We start from the raw sequence: 21,505 nt of genomic DNA on the forward strand, positions 1-21,505 counted from the left end.
ATGTTCCGATTCCTTGATGATTCAGGTGGAAACCATGATGAAGAAATTAGACGGCATCCGTCGGTTCGGTATCCTGACTCCTGTCGGTTTAAGCAGCTTGGCGGCACTGAGTGCGTTTACTGCGCATGACCTCCGTGCCGACGCCATGCTCTTCCCGATGATGACCAGAAGCCCATCGGTCGCGACCATCGTTTCGGTGGTCAACAAGGATCCGCAGGGGGTTCTGAACGTCAACTATTTCACCAAAGCCCCCGATCCCACCTCGCCTTGCACCGACGAAGGTGTTCGCCAGATCACGGCCTCAGGTCGCGCCAACGACATGGTGACATTCGATGCCTCCGGGGTTTTTTTGCCGAATGCGGGGAGTGGACCGCTCTTCAATGATCCGGCGACGCTGGCGCCCTACGGCAATGTCGAGTTCAGTACCTCCAACACGGGCGTTGCGCGCGGCTTTCTGATTGTGGACGATGGTGACGATACCAGTGAGGGCGGTACGGGCGCGGATCTTTACGGCGAGGCGATCATGCTCGAAATCTCGGGCGGAGCGGCCTTTGGCTATCGCGCACTCAATCCAGCGCAAGATCTATCTATTGCTCCCGGTCCTCTACTGGGCAATCTGGGGGGGCTGACCGCTTTCCTCGGCGAAGTATTGGACAACGGTATCGGCACCGGTGACGCTGGCGTCACCCTCATGCCGCCAAACGAATGGACGACCCGGTTTTTCGTTACCCCGGTTGCGGATGGTGCGGGCACGGCCACCAGTCAGCGTGATTGCGATACCTGTAGCGTCAGCATCTATCTGTCTCCCGATAAGGCGGGAACGCTTGCTGGAATCAATGACCGTGACACGGTCAGTCGCGCCGCGCCCTTTGCCCCAGCGCCCCTGCCGACCTCCGCGCAGAATATCGTTTGCACCGGCGCGGTCGACATGAAGGATATTCTGCCGCAGGCCGTCGTAAATCAGATCGCGAACCAAGGCGGCTGGGGTTATGTGCAGATACGCCCGGGCACCTCGGGCAATGTCGAGGACTCCGCCGTCGTGCTCAAGCTTGAATTCAACCTTGTCAATGGCGGCTCGGGGCCAACCACCACCATTTCGCCGGACACTGTCACCACCTTTAGCGGCACCGTCAATAATGGCATCTGGCTTAACAATAATGGTCAGCCAGGCACCAGCCGCTTCTAGGATGCGTATCCTGATCCTGGCGGCGGGATTACTGATCCCGCCGCTCTTACTGGCCGATGCATCCGTCTGGCGAGTCAGCGAGGACGGTTTTGATCCAAAACAAACCCCGCGTGCGGTCTCGGTTGCGGGCGAGGAGGCTTGCCTTGCCTACAGCGATCGCGATGGGCGACTCATGGTGCGCCGCCCGGAATCGCCGGCACTGGCGCTGACGGCGCCCAAGCGTGCCGCTGCGGGGATTGCGCTTGAGTCATTTGGCAAACGCCTCTATGCCGCCTGGCTTGATGCCGGCCCTGGGGATCCGCCGGCCATCGTGCTGCGCTGGCTCAATCAGGATGGTCAATGGTCCGACGCGCGGAGACTGGATACCGCCACCCAACCGCTGCCAAGAATTCGTCTGAGCGGCGATCCCGATGGCCAGCTTGCCGTCGTCTGGCTTGGTGATGCGCCGGATGCGCCAGATGGGAATAACCCCGCCGGTTCCGAGCCGGTCGCGCGGACCACGCCAAATTATCATCTCTATGGTCGTCTTTCAGCGGATGGCGGCCAGACCTGGGGCGATGTCAGACGTTTGACCGCCGGTTTCGAGAACGGCTTCTGGCCGGCCCTGACGATGGCGGGCGGGCGTGTGCATTTCTTTGCGGACGCCCGTCGGGATGGAGAGACCCATCTCGTTCATGCGCAGAGCGATGGTGCAGGAGGCTGGACCCCGGCGGAATCGATCAAGACGGTCGGGAGCGTGCTCTTGATTGCTGCCACCGAGACAGGGGGTGAGCCGCTGGCCCTGTGGTTTGGCACCCAGGGTGATGGGTTCAGCCTTGAATCGGCCGTGCGCAAGGGTGCGCAGTGGAAAACTTACCGCTTTCCAGGGAGCGAGGACTACGACATTGGCTCAATGGATCTTGTCGCACATGGCGATCAGGTGTACCTGGTCTTCAGTGCCCGCCCCGCGCTTGTCACCGCGCTGCCGCGCAAGAACCATGTCTATTTCACCCGTTCGCTGGATGGCGGACTGAGCTGGGAGCCGATCAGACACCTGAGACATGACCCCTTCGATCTGACTCAGGACCATCTTCCACAAATCGCGGTGGGGCCGGATGGTGTCTTGATCGTGGTCTGGAACGACTACCGCAATATCCGTGGCGATCTTTACTACAACGTCTCGGTTGACGGCGGGGCAAGCTGGCTGGCACAGGATCGACCCTTGGATATGCCCGGCGTGAACGAGGAAACGCTTTTTCCCTTCGTCAATAATCTGGTCTTGGCGCATGGCGTCTGGCATGTGCTCGCCGCACGGTATCCGGACGATGGACTGACCGCAGCCGATCTGTATCTCTATCCGGTGCCGACCACGCCGACGGTCCTCGCGGCGGATCCTCTGAACGACGAGGATTCATTGGCGAAGCGCGCGCAGCTCGAAGCGCGTGTGACGGCCTTCTGGGATGCGCTGCGCAAGGCCGATTACGCGACTGCGTATGCCTTATATGACCCCTATTTTCGGCGACGCATGCGTCAGGATGATTACATCGCGCAGTCGGGACGGGTCAGGCATCACTCATTCGCCATTCAGGAAATGCAGGTGACGGGCAATGTTGCGCAGGTCAAAGTCAGATTTGTCTACGAAATTCCCAAACTGACGCTGCCGCGCGGCGGTACCTACGACCGACCGCCAACCGCTACCGAGATCACTGAGACCTGGATCTTCATTGACGGACAATGGCATAAGGAATATCACAACGAAATGGGTGATTTTGCGTTTACGCGCTACTGACACAGGGTGCCCGTGAGCGGATATCAGTGCGTGAACGCCGTCCGTCGGTTCCATCGTGCTTGACACTCAGCCGCTGACTCTGGACGATACCCCACCCCCTGAGTGCCCGCATCAATCAGAGTGCGGGGTTGCCGATCTCTCCATTTCCCATCCTTGACTCCTTGTCAACTGCGACATCCCAACGCCATCCATGTCCCGCAAACTCTATATCCAGACCTACGGCTGCCAGATGAACGAGTACGATTCCGCGCGCATTGCGGACGTGCTGCGCGAGTCCGCCGGGCTGGAGCTGACCGACTGTCCGGAAGCCGCCGATGTGCTGCTGCTCAATACCTGTTCGGTGCGTGAGAAGGCGCAGGAAAAGGTCTTTTCGCAGCTCGGACGCTGGCGTCCCTGGAAAGTCGCGCGACCGGGGCTGGTGATCGGTGTCGGCGGCTGTGTGGCGAGCCAGGAGGGCGAGGCGATCCGCGAGCGTGCGCCCTATGTGGATCTGGTGTTCGGTCCCCAAACTCTGCACCGGCTGCCGCAGATGCTCCGCGATCTAGAGACCCGGCAGCAGCCGCAGGTGGATGTCTCTTTCCCCGAGATCGAGAAATTCGACTGTCTGCCTGCGCCGCGCGCCGAGGGGCCGACCGCCTTCGTCTCGGTGATGGAAGGCTGTTCCAAATACTGCACCTACTGCATCGTGCCCTATACGCGCGGCGAAGAGATCAGCCGCCCGGTCGCGGATGTCATCGCCGAGGTCGCCGGGCTGGCCGCGCAGGGCGTGCGCGAGGTCAATCTGCTGGGACAGAATGTCAACGCCTACTGTGGCCTCATGGCCGATGGCGAGCCCGCCAGTCTGGCGCTGCTGATCCATGCGGTCGCTGCCATTGATGGCATCGACCGCATTCGTTTCACCACCAGCCATCCGGTTGCTTTCTCGGACGATCTCATCGAGGTCTATACCGAGGTGCCCGAGCTGGTGAGTTTCCTGCATCTGCCGGTGCAGTCCGGTGCGGATCGCATCCTCGCCGCCATGAAACGCGGTCACACCGCGCTGGAGTATCGCGCCAAGATCCGCAAACTGCGTCAGGCGCGGCCCGACATCGTCATCTCATCGGATTTCATCGTCGGTTTTCCGGGCGAGACCGAGGCCGATTTTGCCGCGACCCTGGAGCTGATCGACGCCGTCGGCTTCGATCACAGTTTCAGCTTCATCTACAGCCGTCGCCCCGGCACCCCGGCGGCGGATTATCCCGACGATGTACCGCTGTCAGTCAAAAAGGAGCGGCTGGAGCGTCTGCAACAGCGCATCAACGCCAATGCCCAGCGCATCAGCCGCCAGATGGTCGGCACGGTGCAGCGGGTACTGGTGGAAGGACCGTCACGCAAGGATCCGGCGCAGCTTTCCGGACGCACTGAAAACAACCGGGTGGTCAATTTCGACGGCCCCTCTCACCTCATCGGCGGCTTCGTTGATCTGAGCATCACCGAGGCTCTTCCCAACTCATTGCGCGGGTGCCTGGCCCGCTAGGTCTGCTTGTCTACTCCAATCCAAACCGTCGATCTGCAACTCGAACCCGAGGACAATGCGCGCCTCGCCAATCTCTGTGGCCCCTTTGACCAGCATCTGCGTCAACTGGAGCGCCGGCTCGGGATCGAAATCAATAACCGTGGACTCGCCTTCCGGCTGATCGGCGATCCCGACGCCACCCGGTTCGGCGAGCAGATCCTGCGCGATCTCTATGCCGAGACCGCCGAGGCCGTGCTGTCGCCCGAGACCATCCATCTCGCGCTCCAGGGGGCCGGCGCGGACGCCCTGCTCGATGAGATCGAAGACCGGCTGCCCGAGGTCGTCATCAAGACCAAACGCGGGCTGATCCGGGCGCGCGGTCCCAATCAGCAGGAATATCTTCACGCCATTCTCAAGCACGACATCAATTTCGGCGTTGGCCCGGCAGGCACCGGCAAGACCTATCTGGCGGTCGCCTGCGCGGTTGAGGCGCTGGAGTCCGACCGGGTGCGGCGTCTGCTGCTGGTGCGTCCGGCGGTCGAAGCCGGCGAGCGGCTCGGCTTCCTGCCCGGCGATCTGGCGCAGAAGATCGATCCCTACCTGCGTCCGCTCTATGACGCGCTCTTCGAGATGTTCGGCTTCGAGAAGGTCAACAAGCTGCTGGAGCGCAATGTGATTGAGGTCGCGCCCCTGGCATACATGCGCGGAAGGACGTTGAATGACTCCTTCATCATCCTCGACGAGGCCCAGAACACCACGCCCGAACAGATGAAGATGTTCCTGACCCGCATCGGTTTTGGCTCCACCGCCGTCATCACCGGCGACGTGACCCAGGTCGATCTGCCGCGCGGTCAGCCGTCCGGTCTGCGTCAGGCGGTCGAAATCCTCAAGGACGTGCCGGGCATCAGCTTCACCTTCTTCAATGCGCGCGACGTGGTGCGCCACGTCCTGGTGCAGCGTATCGTCAATGCCTACGAGTCATACGAGCGTCTCAAACCCGCGCGCTCCTCACCGGATACCACTTCCTGAGCCACCGCATGTCTTTACAACTGGATCTCGATCTGCAACTGGCGACGGACTGTCCCGATCTGCCGCTGCCGCCGCAATTTGAGCGCTGGGTGATGGCCGCGCTCGATGGCCGTCGCGAGCGGGCCGCCCTGACGATCCGCATCGTCGATGTTGATGAAGGCACGGCGCTGAATCGTCAGTATCGCGGCATCGACCGTCCAACCAACGTCCTTTCCTTTCCCTTTGAGCTGCCGCCGGGCCTGACGCCGGATGCGGACGACCCGATTGCCGACCTGATCGGTGATCTGGTGATCTGCGACGAGGTTGTGCGGCGCGAGGCGCAGGAGCAGGGCAAGGAACCGCACGCCCATTGGGCGCATCTGGTGGTGCATGGTGTGCTGCATCTGCTCGGTTACGATCATCTGACCGATGGCGAGGCCACAGCGATGGAAACGCTGGAAACCGACATTCTGTGCGGGTTAGGATTCCCGCCACCCTATGAACATCAGGCAAACCTGAAGGAGCCCTAAACTCTCATGACGAGCGAGCGATCTAGCGAGGGTTCGCGTTCACGCAACTGGTTTGAACGCATCGGCCAGTTGCTCGGAGGCGAACCACAGGACAAAGAACAGCTCATTGAGCTGCTGAAAGATGCGCGTCAGCGCGAACTGCTGGACACCGACGCCTTGAGCATGATCGAAGGCGTGTTGCAGGTCTCGGACCTGCGGGTCCGCGACATCATGATTCCACGCGCCGAAATGATCTCGCTGCGGCGCGATGATCCGCTGGAAAAGATTCTTCAGGTCGCGGTCAAATCCGCCCATTCACGTTTTCCGGTCACAAGCGACGACAAGGGCGAGGTCGTCGGCATCCTGCTGGCCAAGGATCTCCTCTCATTCTGCGTCGATGCCGGACGACGCGCCTTCAACATCCGCGATCTGCTGCGCTCCGCCGTCTTCGTCCCGGAGAGCAAGCGGCTCAATGTGCTGCTCAAGGAATTCCGTTCCAGCCGCAATCACATGGCCATCGTGGTGGACGAATACGGCGGCGCGGCGGGACTGGTCACCATCGAAGACGTGCTGGAACAGATCGTCGGCGAGATCGACGACGAACATGATTACGACGAAGGTTCCGGCATCTTCCGGCGTGGTCAGAACGAATTCAGCGCCAAGGCCCGCACCACCATCGAAGACTTCAACGAATACTTCGGCAGCGATTTTTCAGACGAAGAGTTCGACACCATCGGCGGACTGGTCGTGAATGCGCTGGGCCATCTGCCCAAGCGCGGCGAGTCAGTCGAATTTGGCCGTTTCCGCTTCACCGTCATGCGCGCTGACAGTCGCCGCGTGCATCTGCTGAATGTCGAACATCTGGATCCGGATGATGAGATCCCGGCAGCCTCCGGCGAGCATGAGGACGACTGATCAGCCGAGACTATCCAGGAGCGGGTAGTGCCCCCCCGGTGCGAACAATCGCTGGTAATTGTCACGAGTGATGGCGGCGATTTCCTGCGAATCCATGCCGCGCAGTGTGGCGATGCAGTCTGCGACATGGCCGACATAACGCGGTTCATTAGGCTTGCCACGATGCGGGACGGGGGCGAGATAGGGGGCGTCGGTTTCGATCAGCAGCCGGTCCAGTGGCGTCTGACGCGCGACCTCGCGCAGTTCATCGGCGGCCTTGAAGGTGAGGATGCCCGAGAAGGAGAGGTAAAAACCCAGGTCGAGACCCTGTTTCGCCATGGCCCAATTCTCGGTGAAGCAGTGCAGGACGCCGCCGACCTCGCGTGCCTGCTCTTCGGTGAGGATACGGATGGTGTCTTCGCGCGCATTTCGGGTATGGACGATCAACGGCTTGCCACAGACACGGGCGGCGGCGATGTGGTTGCGAAAACGCACCTGCTGCCAGGCCGGATCGCCTTCGCTGCGGAAATAATCGAGTCCAGTTTCGCCAATGGCGACATTGCGCGGATCCGCCGCCAGCGCCACCAGTTGTTCGATGGTGGTTGTGTCGTCTTCGTCATGGTTGGGATGCACACCGACCGAGACATCGATCTGCGGAAAGGGATCGACCAGACGGCGCATCGCCGGATAGTGCTCCAGATCAATGGAGACGCAGAGCATGCGGGACACGCCGACATCCAGGCTGGTCTGCATCAGGCGTGCGAAGTCGCCGTCATAGGGTTTGAGATCCACCCGGTCGAGGTGGCAGTGCGAGTCAATCAGCATGACGGGCCTTACATGGTATGAGTGGGGCGGTCGGCATTGAGCGCGCCGGCCAGGTATTCCTCGATTTTACGGCGCGCGCCGCCTTTGTCCTGCTCGCTGAATTGGACGCCGACCCCGACCGAGCGGCTGCCCTCGGCCCCCGGCGGCGTGACCCAGATGACCTTGCCGGCGACCGGGATGCGGTCGGTTTCTTCCATCAATTGCAGCAGCAGAAAGATCTCGTCGCCGAGCTGGTAATTCTTGTTGGTGGGGATGAACAGCCCGCCATTCTTGATGAAGGGCATGAACGAGGCGTAAAGCGCGTTTTTGTCCTTGATGGCGAAACTGAGGATTCGCTGCTGTCCACCCAGCGAGCCGGCTGAGTTCATGGGGTTCATGGTCGGGGTCTCCAGGTGTTGCGGCCCTGGTTGATCCTTGACCAGTCGATGGCCAGGGATTCCAGCAGCAGTTGAGGGTTCGCATTGGATTCGGCCAGGGCGCGCGCCTCCAGCACCCGCTGCAGAAAGCGATGGCCGGCGGCAGGCTGGATCCGCCCGGCGAGACGTGCCAGATCGGCGCGCTGGTCCGGGTTGTCGAGTCTGGCTGAATCGGTGGCGCTCATCAATCGCAGCAGATCGCATGACCAGCCGGCGAGCCAGTCCAGCAGCAGCGACGCGCCGAGACTGTTCCAGGCCATCGCCTCTTTAACCGGATCCTGAGTGCCTGCCGCGACGGCGAAGAAACCGGCCAGTCGCTGGCGGCGCTGCTCAAGCAGGTTGTCGTCGAGTTCGCTCAGGGCGCGCAGCGGTGCGCCGTGGGCGAGACGCAGCCGCAGCGCCAGATCGCCCTGTGCGGTCTGTCCGCGCAGCCAGTCGAGCGCGTCGGCTTCAGACGGGATCGCCGCCTTGATCTGCTGACAGCGGCTGCGGATCGTCGCGGGAAGCTGGCCGATCCGCTCGCCGATCAGACAGAGAATGGTGCGTCCGCTGGGCTCTTCGAGCGTTTTGAGCAGCGCGTTGGCTGATGCCGGATTGAGCCGGTCAGCCGGATCGATGAGCGCCACCTTCCAGTCGGCGCGGCTTGGCGTCAGCGATTCATGCTCGGCCAGGGCGCGGATCGCGGCGATGGGGATTTCGTCCGACTTGGCCAGCGGATCCGGGCCGACCCGGATCAGATCGGGATGGCTGCCTGCGTCCAGTAAACGACAGTCTGCACAGACTCCGCAGGCCGTACCATTGGCCGCGCGCGAACGGCACAGCAGCGACCGGGCGAGGCATTCGGCCAGATGCCGTTTCCCCACCCCGCGTGGTCCGCTGATCAGCAGACCATGAGCGAGCCGATCCGCCGTACGCGCGGCCTGGAGTCGTGACCAGATGTCAGTCAGCCAGGGCAGGGGGACGTATCCCTTATCCATCGGCATCGGATCGGCCTGAGCAGGACTGATCGAGCCACACGGATCCGCCGTCGTCCGGGCTGGATCCGCCGAGGATCTGGCCGGATTGATCCGTGACCGTCAGCTCCAGCGCCTGGTTGTCGGCGTGTGCATCGCGGCAGAAGTCCCAGACGAGGTGCCAGTGTGCCAGATCGGCCAGCCGTTTGTCGGCGGGTTGCGCCAGCCAGTCGGGCGTGACCTCGACCAGCAGGCGGTTGTGGCCCTGTGGCTGAATGCGTGCGAGATGCGCTGAGGACAGTCCGCGTTGCTGACCGGGTGGTCCCGTGATCCAGCGTTGAAACGCCTTCAGGTTTTTCTGATCGCCGCGCGGACGGTTGAAGATTCCAGCGGCATTGAGCGCCATGACCGTCAGGGGCGGCACCAGCAGGCCCGGCAGCGCGGCGATCTCCAGGCCGACGCCGAGCCGGATCAGGCCGATGGTGATCAGGAGGCTCAAGGCCACCCAGGTCAGAAAGACCGCCACCATTCCCGCTATCCGGGCCAGGATCCGCGCGGGGGTCAGGGGCGGGAAAAACTCATCGTGCCAGCTATGGGTATCGATGATCCGGGTCAGGATGTTCGGCTGGTTCATGTTGGATCAGATTCAGAGCTTTATTGCGCCGGCGGGCCTTGCTCAATGGCATGCAGCGCCTCGCTCTGATCTGCGCCGAGCTGGGTGCCGAGAAATGCCGGATCGAGCGGCAGTTGAACCGTCCAGCCGTTGGTTGGATCGAGCTGGACCCGCCCCCCGGTGAGCGTGAAGTCCAGCACATGCCCGCCCTGCTGCCGATCAGCGGAGAGGAAATGGAGATGGAAGCCGGGGACATTGACGCCCTGCATGAAGGTCGGGCACCAGAAGCCGATCAGGGTGCCAGTGACCGCATCCTGTCTGAAGACAGTCTGCTGACTGGAGATCGCCGCGAGTGGCGGATAGGGTTTGCTCTGCTTAGGGACGCTGCGAAACACCATGCGTTCAAATGTCCCGTCCAGCCGGATCGCATAAGCGAGATTGCGGCTGGGAAACTGCGCCTCCAGCCAGGTCTTGAAGCTGGTGTAATCCTGACCCGCTGGTGGATTGAGGGTCTGATCGGCGTCGAAATGGGTGACGGCGATAAAGGGCGTTCCGATGTCGGGATCAGACGGCAGGTGTCTGACCTGACCGTCGGCGGTGGCCTGATAGACCTGCCCGTCCAGCAGAATGAGTTCGCCGTCGAGGTCGGTGAAGGTGCCGAGCCCGACATCGCCGTGCGGCAGGGCGTCGCGGATGCTGGACAGCGGGTCGTAGACCCCGGTCAGCAGTGCATCGATGGTCGAGATCTGATAGAGGGTCTCACGGTCGGTGTCGGCCTGCGCCGAGAGGGCGACAGCGAACGCAAGCATGGCAAGGCGTCTGGGCATGGCGGTGATCCTGAAGGCAGATGGATGCTGGCGCTCATCCGATGCGGTGATTCGGGTTGTTTGAGGATCCATGCCGCATCGTCAGTTCGTTGCGGAGTGCATGGCTGGTGATGTCATGGTAGAGCAGCGCCAGTGGCCCGAAGATTCTGAGGAATTCGGGATGCCGCGACCAGCGGGGGGAGAGATGCAGGCTGTCGTTGATCGCCTCGTGCAGAAAGTGCAGATCGAACGTATCCAGGCGGGCGCCCTGGGTGACGCGCCGACGCAGGGCCAGCAGACGCGGCAGACGCTGGGTCCGCAGGCGCTCCAGCAGCACAAAGAGAATTCCTCTGTCGCGTGGGTTCATAGTTGACTCTGTTTGTCGGGGGCGTCGATGAAATTGGCGGCGATGATCTGGACTTGGGCTGAAATATCGGGCAGGGGCTGACTGGCATCCAGCACCCGATAACGTTTGGGGCAGGCTTGCGCGCGGTCGAGATAAACGGCGCGGGTGGCCTCGAAGAAACGCACGGCCTCCTGCTCGAACCGATCTGCATGGCCGGTACGCTCGCGTGCCCGTTCCAGACCCAGGGCCGGAGGCAGATCGAACAGGAGCGTCAGATCGGGACGCAGTTCTCCCTGCACCAGATCTTCGAGGATGGCGATGTGCGCCGGATCGATCCCGCGTCCGCCGCCCTGATAGGCATAGGTCGCGTCGGTGAAACGGTCGCAGATTACCCAGGTTCCGGCCACAAGTGCCGGACGAATGGTCTTTTCCAGATGCTCGGCGCGGGCGGCGAACATCAGCAGCAGTTCGGCGGTCTCGCTCATGCCGCTGTTGAGCGGATCGAGCAGCAGCGTGCGCAGACGCTCGGCAATCGGCGAGCCGCCTGGCTCGCGGGTGGTCAGCACCTTGATACCGCGTTTGCGCAGAACATGGGCCAGCGGCTCGATCTGGGTCGATTTGCCGGCGCCCTCAATGCCTTCGAGCGTGATGAAACAGCCGCGTTGAATGGTGTTGATCATTTAAGGTGATTCCCTGAAAAATTCATACCTGATACGCGCTTCAAATAGACAGGATTTTCCAGGATGGACAGGATTTTCAAATGATTGTTTTTAATCTTGTTAATCTTGAATCATCCCGTTAATCCTGTCCAATTGGCGATATTTCAGGCAGGTAGACATTTTCCTGGAAAGCGCCTAATGCTGCCCCAGGATATAGCGACGAACGGCGCGGTTGTGTTCGTCGAGCGTCGCCGAGAAGACATGGCTGCCATCGCCCTTCGCGACGAAATACAGACTGTCGTCATCCGCTGGCTGGAGCGCGGCGCGAATCGACTCACGCCCTGGCAGCGCAATGGGGGTCGGCGGCAGACCCTGGATGACATAGGTATTGTAAGGCGTCGGCTCGCGCAGATCGGCGCGCCGGATGTTGCCATCATAGCGCACGCCCAGACCATAGATGACGGTTGGATCGGTCTGGAGACGCATGCCTTGCTGAAGACGCCGCGCAAAAACGCCGCCGATCTGAGGGCGCTCGGCGGGAACGCCGGTTTCTTTCTCGATGATGGAGGCCAGGATCAGCGCCTCATAGGGCGTGGCGAGCGGCACATCCGGACGGCGCTTTTCCCATTCTTCAGCCAACACCCGATCCATGCGCTCCAGGGCGCGACGCAGGATATCCAATCGCTTGGCGGTGCGCGGAAAACGATAGGTATCTGGAAAGAAGCACCCCTCCGGGTGTTCGCCGGGACGCCCGAGCTGTGTCATCAACTCGTCGTCGGAGAGGGCGGTCAGCGATTCGCCACCGAAACGCGGGTGGGCATCGATGGCGGCGAGCGCCTGCCGAAAGGTCCAGCCTTCGACCAGCGTAATCGGGTACTGAATGACCTGGCCCGAGACGATGCGCGCCAACACCTGCGGTGGCGTCATGCCAGCGGTCAGCTCGAACTCGCCGGCCTGGATGCGCGCCTGATCGCCCTGAAGCCGGGTCAGCGCCATGAAGTAATAGGGATGCTTCAGGATGCCCTGCTCGGTCATCTGGCGTGCGAGCGCGTGGAGCGAGGTGCCGCGTGCGATGTCGAGTGTCGTCCTGTCGCCGGAGATGGCAACCGGTGTGGTGACGAAGCGATGATAATCAAAGCCTGCGCCAACCCCGATAGACGCGATCAGAAGCAGCGCGAGAAAAAGGATTCGCCAGGACATCGAGCCATCTCATCCAGGTGTGTGTGCGGACTGTTGCACCCTGTCCAGCAGGATCCAGGGCAGGCGATTCAGATCGAATCTCTGTCCGGCGAGTTCACGCACCGGCCAGATGCCGGCAATGGCGTTGGTCAGGAACAGACCATGCGCCTGTTCGAGATCGGCGGGCGCGAGCCGTGTTTCGAGACAGTCGATCCCCATCTGTACCGCCAGCTCCAGGGTGAGTGCCCGGACAGTTCCAGCGATCCCGCTCTGCTCGACAGGCGGTGTCAGAAGTCGGTTGCCATCCCAGAGAAATACATTGGTCATGGTGCCGCCGACCAGCGCGCCGGATGGGTCGAGCATCAGTCCCTCGGCAATGGCCGGATCGCTCCATTCGCGTCGGGCAAGCACGGAGTCGAGACGGTTCAGATGTTTGATGCCGGCCAGCGCCGGGTTCATGGATGCGGGTGTCTGACAATAGCGAACACGGACGCCGGTGCGCCAGGATGGTTCCGGATCGGGCGGCAGGGGATAGGTCAGCAGGATACGGCGTGGCGCCGACGACTCAGGCGGACGGTAGCCGCGTCCCCCGCTGCCACGGGTGAGGATCAGCTTGAGCACGCCATGATCCAGGGTCTGCGTCAGACTCAGGACTTCGGCCTCAAGGATGCCGGGATCAGGCGGCTGAATCCCCAACCGCCCGGCTCCAAGCATCAGGCGCTCAAGATGCCGTCGCCACTGACAGGGCTGTCCGGCGTGAATGCGGATGGTCTCGAAGAGACCATCACCATACTGAAGTCCCCGATCGATGACCTCGATCAAATCCTGATTCCGGCCATCAATCACCACCCGCAGTGGCTTGATGCCGACTGTGGGCGGATCCAGTCTCGCATTCATCATCTTCGATTTTTCAACGGGACCGTTGAAAAATCGAATCAGAGCCGACGGAAGATCAGCGTCCCGTTGGTGCCGCCGAAGCCGAAGGAGTTGGAGAGCGCGACATCGATCGTCATCTCGCGCGCCGTGTTGGGCACATAATCGAGATCGCAGTCCGGGTCGGGCGTCTCATAGTTGATGGTCGGTGGCGCCACCTGATCACGGATGGCCAGGATGGTGAAGATCGCCTCCGCGCCGCCCGCCGCGCCCAGCATGTGGCCGGTCATGGACTTGGTCGAACTCACCGCCAGCTTGTAGGCGCCATCGCCAAAGGCGCGCTTGACCGCCATGGTCTCGGCGGCGTCGCCGGCTGGTGTCGAGGTGCCGTGGGCGTTGATGTAATGGACCTGATCGGTGTTCAGGCCAGCGTCCTTGAGTGCCAGCAGCATGCAGTCGGCGGCACCCTCGCCATTTTCGGACGGGGCGGTCATGTGATAGGCGTCGGAGTTCATGCCGACGCCGACCAGCTCGGCATAGATGGTCGCGCCGCGCGCCTTGGCATGCTCGTATTCTTCCAGAACCACGACGCCCGCGCCGTCACTGAGGACGAAACCGTCGCGGTCCTTGTCGAAGGGACGGCTGGCGGCCTCGGGATTGTCGTTGCGGGTCGAGAGTGCGCGCGCAGCGGCGAAACCGCCGAGCCCGACCGGTGAGGTCGCCATCTCGGCGCCGCCGGCGATCATGACATCCACATAGCCGTGGCGGATCATGATGGCGGCCTCGCCGATGTTGTGCGAGCCGGTGCTGCATGCCGAGACGATGGAATAATTCGGTCCCTTGAGCCCGAATTTGATCGACAGATTACCGGCGACCATGTTGATGATGTTGGCCGGGACGAAGAAGGGTGAGATCCGACGCGGTCCCTTGTCCTTGTAAGCCTGATAGTTGTTCTCGATGCCGGTGATGCCGCCGATGCCGGAGCCGATGGCGACGCCGATCCGCCGGCAGTTGGCGTCATTGATCTCCAGGCCTGAGTCAGCGATGGCCTGACAGCCGGCGACCATGCCGTAATGGATGAACTTGTCCATCTTTTTGGCTTCTTTTTCCGAGATGTATTCGCTCGGATCGAAGCCATAGATCGGCCCGCCGAAGCGGGTGCTGAACGGTTCGATATCGAAATGGGTGATGGGCTTGATCCCGCTCCTGCCGGCCAGGATGCTGTCCCAGGAGGACTTGATGTCCAGTCCAACGGGGGCCACGAGACCTAATCCGGTGACGACTACCCTTCTACCTGCCATTACTTACCTCTAATCGTTCAGAACGCCACAATCGACGGGCACGAACCGCGTCCCGCTGGACGCGATCCGCAGTCCTGGATCAGGCCTGATGGGCGTTGATGTAGTTGATGGCCTGCTGGACCGTCGTGATCTTTTCTGCATCTTCGTCCGGAATTTCGGTTTCGAACTCTTCTTCGAGGGCCATGACCAATTCCACGGTGTCGAGGGAGTCCGCGCCCAGATCGTCGACGAATGACGCCTCGGCGGTAACCTCCTCCTCCTTGACGCCCAACTGGTCGACCACAATTTTGCGAACTCGATCTTCAACGCTGCTCATAGGATGGATTCCTCCGGATGAATAGAAGGTGGCCCTCGCTGGACCACGGCGTATTCTAGTGACAAACGATGGTGGATGAAAGCGGCGATACAGACCGGCGATCACCATTTAAAAAACTGATTTGCAAGGGCTATTCGATTGAGAAACCGGTTTTTCACGCCATGTGCATGCCGCCGTTGACATGCAGTGTCTCGCCGGTGATATAGGCGCCGCCCGGTGACGCCAGAAAGACCACGGCGCTGGCGATCTCTTCCGGCTGGCCCAGCCGCCCGAGCGGGATGGAACCGAGCAGGGCGGTGCGCTGCGCCTCGGGCAGTTCGCGGGTCATGTCGGTGTCGATGAAGCCGGGTGCGACACAGTTGACCGTGATGGCGCGCGAACCGACCTCACGCGCGAGCGATTTGGTGAAGCCCATCATGCCGGCCTTGGCGGCGGCATAGTTGGTCTGGCCGGCGTTGCCCGTCGCACCGACCACTGAGGCGATATTGATGATGCGCCCCTTGCGGGCCTTGGTCATGCCGCGCAGACAGGCCTTCGAGAGCCGGTAGAGCGAACTCAGATTGGTGTCGATGACGCTGTTCCATTCATCGTCTTTCATGCGCATCAGCAGATTGTCGCGGGTGATGCCGGCATTGTTGACCAGAATGGACGGCGCACCGAGTCGTTCGCCGATCTGGGTCAGGGCGGCGTCCACCGACGCCTGATCCGAGACATTCAGTACCAGACCAATGCCCGGATAACCGGCCTCGGTCAATGCCTGTTCGATTCCAGCCGCGCCGGCCTCAGTCGTGGCGGTGCCGGCGACCGCAGCGCCCTGGGCGGCCAGAGCTAAAGCAATGGCGCGGCCAATCCCGCGCGAGGCGCCCGTGACGAGCGCGATTTCACCTTTCAGCATGGGTTGTCTCCAGTGCCGCGTCCAGCGTCTTGGGATCGTAGACCGGCAGTGTCGTCAGATTGTCGTCGATGCGTTTGCAGAGTCCGGCCAGCACCTTGCCCGGACCGCATTCGAGCGCGGTGCCGATGCCCTGCCGGGTCACGGCCTGGACCGTCTCGACCCAGCGCACAGGGCTGTAGAGCTGCTGCACCAGCCGCTCGCGCAGTCTCTCGACGCTGTCGGCAGCGGTCACGCTGGCGTTATGGATGACCGGAACCGCCGGCAGTGTCAGCGGGACATCGGCCAGACGCTCGGCCAGACGCTCGGCGGCGGGGCGCATCAGGTCGCAGTGCGAGGGGACGCTGACCGGCAGCGGCAGCGCGCGCTTGGCGCCGGCTGACTTCGCGGCAGTAATGGCGCGGGCGACGGCGGCACTGGTGCCGGCAATCACGATCTGTCCCGGCGAATTGAAATTGACGGCAGACAGCACCTCGCCCTGCGCCTGCTCGGCGCAGAGCGCGATCACCTGCTCGTCGGTCAGGCCCAGCACGGCGGCCATGGCGCCTTCGCCGACTGGCACGGCCTCCTGCATGAAACGGGCCCGGTCGGAAGCCAGCCGCACGCCATCCGCGAAGGGCATGGCCCCGGCAGCGACTAGCGCGGCATATTCGCCCAGACTGTGACCGGCCATGAGCGCAGGCGAGGGTCCGCCGGCCTGTTGCCAGACGCGCCAGACCGCGATCCCGGCGGCGAGCATGGCTGGCTGGGTGTTCTCGGTGCGGTCCAGATCCTCTTTCGGTCCCTGACTGACCAGTTGCCAGAGATTCTGACCCAGGGCGTCGGAGGCTTCCTCGAAGGTGCGGCGGACATCGGGCCAGGCATCGGCGAGCGCGTCGAGCATGCCGACCGACTGCGACCCCTGACCCGGAAAAAAAACGGCGAGTGTGTTTGTCATGGCTATGGACGAATCTGCGTGACAGATCAGTAACGGATGAGGGCCGAGCCCCAGGTGAAGCCGCCGCCGAACGCCTCCATCAACACCATCTGGCCACGCTGGATGCGACCGTCGCGCACCGCCTGATCGAAAGCGAGCGGGATGGAGGCGGACGAGGTGTTGCCATGCTCGGCAACCGTCACCACCACACGCTCCATCGGCAGATCGAGCTTGCGGGCGGTCGCCTGGATGATGCGGATATTGGCCTGATGCGGCACCAGCCAGTCGATGTCGGACTGACTCAGACCATTGGCCTCCAGCGTCTCCTCGACGATGCGGCCCAGGGTGTTGACGGCGATCCGAAAGACCTCGTTGCCCTTCATCTCCACGAAGGCGTCCTGCTGACGCCCGTTGCCGATGCCGCCCGGAACCTGAAGCAGGTCTTTATAGGATCCGTCCGCGTGCAGATGCGTGGAGAGGATGCCCGGTTCGTCGGACGCGCCGAGCACTACCGCGCCCGCCCCGTCGCCGAAGAGCACGCAGGTCGTGCGGTCGGTCCAGTCGAGGATGCGCGAGAAGGTTTCGGAGCCGACGACCAGCGCATGTTTCGCTGCGCCGGTACGGATGAATTTATCGGCGACATCCAGGGCATAGACGAAACCGGCGCAGACCGCCTGAAGGTCGAAGGCGGCGCAGCCGCGCACGCCAAGCCGCTGTTGCAACAGACAGGCCGTGCTCGGAAAGAACTGATCGGGCGTGGTGGTCGCGACCAGGATGAGATCCAGGTCAGACGCCTGAATCCCCGCCGCCTCCAGTGCCCTGCGCGCAGCGGCCTCGGCGAGATCGCAGCAGGTCTCGCCATCAGAGACCAGATGACGCTTCTCGATTCCGGTGCGTTCCAGGATCCAGGTGGCGGTGGTATCGACGATCAATTCGAGATCGGCGTTGGTCATCACCCGCGAGGGGAGATAACTGCCGGTGCCGAGCACACGGGAAGACTTCATCAGGCCGTTTCTCGTTGAGGTTCGACGCCCAGATGCCGGCCAACCTGCTCGCCGATGCGCTGCGGGATGTTGGCGCGAATTTCCTTTTCGGCGATATAGATGGCGTTCTCGAAGGCGAGCTCGTCGGCACCGCCGTGACTCTTGACCACGATCCCGCGCAGACCCAGGAGACTGGCGCCATTGTAGCGGCGGGGATCCATGGTGCGGCGGAAGCTCTTGAGAATGGGCAGCGCGGCCAGACCGGCGAGTCGGGTAAACCAGGTGCGTCTGAATTGGGCCGAGAGCGACTGGCCGATGAACTTGGCGATGCCCTCGCTGCATTTGAGCGCAACATTGCCGACAAAGCCGTCGGAGACCACTAGGTCCACGTCTTCGAGAAAGATCCCGTTGCCTTCCACGTAGCCGATGTAGTTCAGGCCGCTGCGCGCCAGCAGCTCATGGGCCTGCTTGACCTGTTCGTTGCCCTTGATCTCTTCCTGACCGATGTTGAGCAGCGCGACCTTGGGCCGGGCGACGCCCTCGACAGCCGAAATCAGCTCACTGCCCATGACCGCGAACTGAAAGAGATGTTCAGCGGTGCAGTCCACGTTCGCGCCGAGATCCAGCATGTGCGTATGCCCATGCATGGAGGGGACGGCGGTGCAGATGGCCGGGCGGTCGATATTGGGGAGCGTCTTGAGCACGAAGCGCGCAGTCGCCATGAGCGCGCCCGTATTGCCGGCGCTGACGCAGGCGCCAGCCTCGCCTTCCTTGACCAGATCGATGGCGACCCGCATCGACGAATCTTTTTTGCCGCGCAGCGCCTTGGACGGTGATTCGTCCATGGCGACCTCCTGCGTGGTCGGGCGGATGCGGATGCGCTCGCGGGAGGCGTCACCCAGATGGGCGTCGATCTGCTCGGCGTTGCCGACCAGAATCAGCGTCACATGCGGATTGTCGGCGAGAAAGCGCAGGGCCGCCGGCACCACGACCTTGGAGCCGTGGTCGCCGCCCATCACATCCAGCGCAATGACGCAGGGTTGTACCATGGGTTGATGCCGGGCGCGACGCGCGCGTGCCGAATGCAGGATGCTGGAGCGACCTGATTGAATCACTCTGCTTTGTCCACGACCTTGCGGCCGCGGTAAAAACCGTCCGGGGTGACATGATGACGGCGATGGGTCTCGCCGCTGGTGGCGTCAACCGACAGCGTGGGCTTGGTCAGGGCATCGTGCGAACGACGCATGCCGCGCTTCGAGGGGGTCTTGCGATTCTGTTGGACAGCCATTCCGATCTCCAGACAGGACATCCGCCGGCGATTCGCCGTCGCGCCTGATGATATGTTTGATGAAATTACGAAAATAGACGCTTTTGGCGCGCGCTGGTTGTTAAGGCCCGGCGTTACTCATGCCGCTCCGGCTTGAGCGCGGCCAGGACGGCGAATGGGTGAGGCGGATCAACCGCTTCATCCTGTTCGACCTTCGCGACCGATTCGCGTGCCGCCGGAACGACCGACAGATCCGGCGGTTGACACAAACCGCTGTCGTGTCGCGGCACGACCGGAATCGCAAGCAGCAGTTCATCCTCAATCAGATCCAGAGGATGCAGCGGCTCGTCACCCACCACCAGGGGATCGAGGTCATCCGCCAGCGATTCGACCGCCTGCTCGGTATGCAGCAGACCCAGCCGCAGCGGGACATCGATCTCGATCACCACCTCGCCGAGACAGCGCTGACAGGGGAGACGCAACTGCGACCAGACCTGCCCCAGCACGACCGCGCGGCCATTCTGGTCACGCTCGAAGCGCAGACGGTAATTGACCGGCGCATCCAGCCCCGCATCGCGATCCACCACGACCGCCGCCAGACGCGGTAAATGACGCAGGAGAACCTGACCGGAAAAGGACAGGCCGGTCTTCACCGCGCGCCAGGGATCGAGATGATCAGGAAGGGCAGCCGACATAAGCGCGCAACTGTAACGGATCGCTGGTGATTTCGTCAATTAGCGGCTGGCGACTGCTTCAGGATCGATCAGGGCCAATCCGGGATGCGGTCCTGTCCGACCGAGTCGCGGCGTTGTGTCAATCACCGACTGCGCGCGGAGTCGGGCTGGAGCGGCGTTATCTGATTTTCGTCGATGGCCCGCGAGCCTGTTTGACGTCGGCGGAACGGCCTGTCTGATCCATTACAGACATTTGGTTGTCAGGATAGAATGGTTCGGGGCTGTGCCGAAGACCTTTGCCGGCTCCATCTGGCGAGACGTCGATCCCGGCGCGACCCAGCAGGCGCTCCGGTCACCAATTACTCACGATCAAACAGGGAACTCGACATGAAAAAAACCAAACCGGCCTTTGTCACCGCCCTTGCCGCCGCCTGTGTTGGCGGGCTCATCAGTCAGCAGACGCTGGCGGTCGAAGACGCGAACTTCCGCTTCGACAGCACTGCCGACCTTTATGCCGTCTGCGCGGTCAAGGCGGATGCCGCTGAGTTTCCGGTCGCCAACCAGGCCTGCCGCGCCTTCATCGAGGCATCGGTGCAGTACCACGATCAGATCAGCAAGCGCAAGAAACTCAATCGTCTGATCTGTTATCCGACGACGGCGACCATCGAAGAGGGCCGGGACGCTTTCGTCACCTGGGCGAAAGATCATGCCGGGGATAAAAAGCTGATGGCCGAACAGCCGGTCGTCGGTCTGGTTCGCGCACTCGCCGCCAAATATCCGTGCAAAGGCTGACAGCCGTTACGCTGCGCACATCATCAACCTCGGGCATGGTCTCTGACCAATCCGCCCCGAATTTCCTGAGTGTCAAGACATGAAAAAAATCACGATTCCACTGATTCTGCTCACCACTCTGACCCTGGCTGGCTGCGGCTCCACCACTGGCAGTCGTGCTGGAAGCGGCGCCGCGATGGGTGCGGCCGGCGGTGCACTGATCGGCTCGCTGAGTGGCAGTGCCGGCACAGGGGCGCTCATCGGCGCCGGTGCTGGCGCCATCGGCGGCTATCTCTTCGATCAGCACCAGCGCGGCAATATCGACTGATCATTCAGATTTCAGCGCCAGGGACGGCATCTCAGCAGGCGTGGATTGGCATAAAATTATCAGGTTTTTTACTGCCGCCCGGTTGACGCCCTGCCTTCTATCCACTAGTTTTCATCAGCATATTGCGAGATTCCTGTCGTCCCGCTGTCGAATCAGCTTGTGTGTTGGCTCCCGACAGCATTCGTTCGATCAACGCACGCAAGCGCGAGAGATAGCGATGAGGATTTACGTAGGCAATCTGCCCTATAGCGTGACCGATGATGATTTACGGAACATCTTCGGCGAGTTCGGCGACCTGGCGGCGGCTGAAGTCATCAAGGACAAATTCTCCGGTCAGTCCAAAGGCTTCGGTTTTGTTGACATGCCCAACAATTCCGAGGCCGATGCCGCCATCAAGGCTCTGAATGAAACCGACATGAAGGGCCGCAAGCTGACTGTCAACGAGGCGCGCCCGCGTGCCGAACGTCCGCGCGGGGGAGGCGGCGGGCGCTACTGATGCAGCCTGGAAATAGACAGGATGAACAGGA

26 protein-coding genes are annotated in these 21,505 nt (G+C 62.2%); 9 read left to right on the forward strand and 17 right to left on the reverse strand.

Annotated features, from left to right (window positions below; translation table 11 throughout):
- Positions 1 to 16: 16 nt before the first annotated feature.
- The 6 genes from EDC35_RS11585 to EDC35_RS11610 all read left to right on the forward strand — a co-directional run bounded on the left by EDC35_RS11585 (position 17) and on the right by EDC35_RS11610 (position 6,881).
- On the forward strand, positions 17 to 1,186 hold the full coding sequence (locus EDC35_RS11585; RefSeq protein ID WP_132977407.1) for a hypothetical protein: 1,170 nt from the start codon (positions 17 to 19) through the stop codon (positions 1,184 to 1,186).
- A 1-nt stretch (position 1,187) separates the two neighbouring features.
- Positions 1,188 to 2,954 carry a sialidase family protein gene (locus tag EDC35_RS11590; RefSeq protein WP_132977408.1) on the forward strand — a complete coding sequence of 589 codons (1,767 nt, stop codon included), beginning with the start codon at positions 1,188 to 1,190 and terminating at the stop codon, positions 2,952 to 2,954.
- A gap of 190 nt (positions 2,955 to 3,144) precedes the next feature.
- Positions 3,145 to 4,470: a tRNA (N6-isopentenyl adenosine(37)-C2)-methylthiotransferase MiaB gene (gene miaB, locus EDC35_RS11595; protein WP_132977409.1), complete on the forward strand. Its 1,326-nt coding sequence runs from the start codon at positions 3,145 to 3,147 to the stop codon at positions 4,468 to 4,470.
- Between the two features lie 6 nt (positions 4,471 to 4,476).
- Positions 4,477 to 5,478: a PhoH family protein gene (locus tag EDC35_RS11600; RefSeq protein WP_132977410.1), complete on the forward strand. Its 1,002-nt coding sequence runs from the start codon at positions 4,477 to 4,479 to the stop codon at positions 5,476 to 5,478.
- An 8-nt stretch (positions 5,479 to 5,486) separates the two neighbouring features.
- On the forward strand, positions 5,487 to 5,987 hold the full coding sequence (ybeY, locus tag EDC35_RS11605; RefSeq protein WP_132977411.1) for an rRNA maturation RNase YbeY: 501 nt from the start codon (positions 5,487 to 5,489) through the stop codon (positions 5,985 to 5,987).
- Between the two features lie 6 nt (positions 5,988 to 5,993).
- A complete protein-coding gene (locus tag EDC35_RS11610) occupies positions 5,994 to 6,881 on the forward strand; it encodes an HlyC/CorC family transporter (protein WP_132977412.1) in 888 nt (295 codons plus the stop codon).
- Here EDC35_RS11610 and EDC35_RS11615 read toward each other — a convergent pair whose 3' ends face one another.
- The 17 genes from EDC35_RS11615 to EDC35_RS11695 all read right to left on the reverse strand — a co-directional run bounded on the left by EDC35_RS11615 (position 6,882) and on the right by EDC35_RS11695 (position 19,900).
- On the reverse strand, positions 6,882 to 7,685 hold the full coding sequence (locus tag EDC35_RS11615) for a TatD family hydrolase (RefSeq protein WP_132977413.1): 804 nt from the start codon (positions 7,683 to 7,685) through the stop codon (positions 6,882 to 6,884).
- Positions 7,686 to 7,693: 8 nt separating this feature from the next.
- The gene (locus EDC35_RS11620; RefSeq protein ID WP_132977489.1) at positions 7,694 to 8,053 is read right to left on the reverse strand and encodes a PilZ domain-containing protein; all 360 of its coding nucleotides are present in this window, start codon (positions 8,051 to 8,053) and stop codon (positions 7,694 to 7,696) included.
- Positions 8,054 to 8,058: 5 nt separating this feature from the next.
- Entirely contained in the window at positions 8,059 to 9,078 is a 1,020-nt protein-coding gene (holB, locus tag EDC35_RS11625) for a DNA polymerase III subunit delta' (protein ID WP_132977414.1), read from the reverse strand.
- Entirely contained in the window at positions 9,071 to 9,688 is a 618-nt protein-coding gene (locus EDC35_RS11630; protein ID WP_132977415.1) for a hypothetical protein, read from the reverse strand. Before EDC35_RS11630 ends, holB begins: the two co-directional genes overlap by 8 nt.
- A 20-nt stretch (positions 9,689 to 9,708) precedes the next feature.
- A complete protein-coding gene (gene budA / locus EDC35_RS11635) occupies positions 9,709 to 10,494 on the reverse strand; it encodes an acetolactate decarboxylase (protein ID WP_132977416.1) in 786 nt (261 codons plus the stop codon).
- A gap of 34 nt (positions 10,495 to 10,528) precedes the next feature.
- Positions 10,529 to 10,840 carry a hypothetical protein gene (locus EDC35_RS11640; RefSeq protein ID WP_132977417.1) on the reverse strand — a complete coding sequence of 104 codons (312 nt, stop codon included), beginning with the start codon at positions 10,838 to 10,840 and terminating at the stop codon, positions 10,529 to 10,531.
- On the reverse strand, positions 10,837 to 11,499 hold the full coding sequence (gene tmk / locus EDC35_RS11645) for a dTMP kinase (RefSeq protein ID WP_132977418.1): 663 nt from the start codon (positions 11,497 to 11,499) through the stop codon (positions 10,837 to 10,839). Before tmk ends, EDC35_RS11640 begins: the two co-directional genes overlap by 4 nt.
- A gap of 174 nt (positions 11,500 to 11,673) precedes the next feature.
- A complete protein-coding gene (gene mltG / locus EDC35_RS11650; RefSeq protein ID WP_132977419.1) occupies positions 11,674 to 12,678 on the reverse strand; it encodes an endolytic transglycosylase MltG in 1,005 nt (334 codons plus the stop codon).
- Positions 12,679 to 12,687: 9 nt separating this feature from the next.
- Positions 12,688 to 13,557, reverse strand: coding sequence for an aminodeoxychorismate lyase (gene pabC / locus EDC35_RS11655; protein WP_132977420.1), 870 nt, complete (start codon positions 13,555 to 13,557; stop codon positions 12,688 to 12,690).
- 35 nt (positions 13,558 to 13,592) lie between these two features.
- Complete coding sequence (fabF, locus tag EDC35_RS11660; protein ID WP_132977421.1) at positions 13,593 to 14,831, reverse strand: beta-ketoacyl-ACP synthase II; 1,239 nt, start codon at positions 14,829 to 14,831, stop codon at positions 13,593 to 13,595.
- Between the two features lie 79 nt (positions 14,832 to 14,910).
- A complete protein-coding gene (acpP, locus tag EDC35_RS11665; protein ID WP_132977422.1) occupies positions 14,911 to 15,147 on the reverse strand; it encodes an acyl carrier protein in 237 nt (78 codons plus the stop codon).
- A gap of 154 nt (positions 15,148 to 15,301) precedes the next feature.
- Complete coding sequence (gene fabG / locus EDC35_RS11670) at positions 15,302 to 16,042, reverse strand: 3-oxoacyl-ACP reductase FabG (RefSeq protein WP_132977423.1); 741 nt, start codon at positions 16,040 to 16,042, stop codon at positions 15,302 to 15,304.
- Positions 16,029 to 16,976 carry an ACP S-malonyltransferase gene (gene fabD / locus EDC35_RS11675; RefSeq protein WP_132977424.1) on the reverse strand — a complete coding sequence of 316 codons (948 nt, stop codon included), beginning with the start codon at positions 16,974 to 16,976 and terminating at the stop codon, positions 16,029 to 16,031. The genes fabG and fabD overlap by 14 nt, the downstream gene beginning before the upstream one ends.
- A 26-nt stretch (positions 16,977 to 17,002) precedes the next feature.
- Positions 17,003 to 17,959 carry a beta-ketoacyl-ACP synthase III gene (locus EDC35_RS11680; RefSeq protein ID WP_132977425.1) on the reverse strand — a complete coding sequence of 319 codons (957 nt, stop codon included), beginning with the start codon at positions 17,957 to 17,959 and terminating at the stop codon, positions 17,003 to 17,005.
- A complete protein-coding gene (gene plsX, locus EDC35_RS11685) occupies positions 17,959 to 18,987 on the reverse strand; it encodes a phosphate acyltransferase PlsX (RefSeq protein ID WP_132977426.1) in 1,029 nt (342 codons plus the stop codon). The genes EDC35_RS11680 and plsX overlap by 1 nt, the downstream gene beginning before the upstream one ends.
- 62 nt (positions 18,988 to 19,049) lie before the next feature.
- The gene (rpmF, locus tag EDC35_RS11690; protein WP_132977427.1) at positions 19,050 to 19,226 is read right to left on the reverse strand and encodes a 50S ribosomal protein L32; all 177 of its coding nucleotides are present in this window, start codon (positions 19,224 to 19,226) and stop codon (positions 19,050 to 19,052) included.
- Positions 19,227 to 19,339: 113 nt separating this feature from the next.
- Entirely contained in the window at positions 19,340 to 19,900 is a 561-nt protein-coding gene (locus EDC35_RS11695) for a YceD family protein (protein WP_132977428.1), read from the reverse strand.
- Positions 19,901 to 20,266: 366 nt separating this feature from the next.
- Between EDC35_RS11695 and EDC35_RS11700 the strand changes: the two genes are divergently transcribed.
- The 3 genes from EDC35_RS11700 to EDC35_RS11710 all read left to right on the forward strand — a co-directional run bounded on the left by EDC35_RS11700 (position 20,267) and on the right by EDC35_RS11710 (position 21,474).
- Positions 20,267 to 20,671, forward strand: coding sequence for a Rap1a/Tai family immunity protein (locus tag EDC35_RS11700; RefSeq protein WP_132977429.1), 405 nt, complete (start codon positions 20,267 to 20,269; stop codon positions 20,669 to 20,671).
- Positions 20,672 to 20,750: 79 nt separating this feature from the next.
- Positions 20,751 to 20,978: a glycine zipper family protein gene (locus tag EDC35_RS11705; RefSeq protein WP_132977430.1), complete on the forward strand. Its 228-nt coding sequence runs from the start codon at positions 20,751 to 20,753 to the stop codon at positions 20,976 to 20,978.
- A gap of 217 nt (positions 20,979 to 21,195) precedes the next feature.
- Positions 21,196 to 21,474, forward strand: coding sequence for an RNA recognition motif domain-containing protein (locus tag EDC35_RS11710; protein ID WP_132977431.1), 279 nt, complete (start codon positions 21,196 to 21,198; stop codon positions 21,472 to 21,474).
- The last annotated feature ends 31 nt before the right edge of the window (positions 21,475 to 21,505 follow it).

Source organism: Thiobaca trueperi (genome assembly GCF_004342175.1).
Classification (GTDB): domain Bacteria; phylum Pseudomonadota; class Gammaproteobacteria; order Chromatiales; family Chromatiaceae; genus Thiobaca; species Thiobaca trueperi.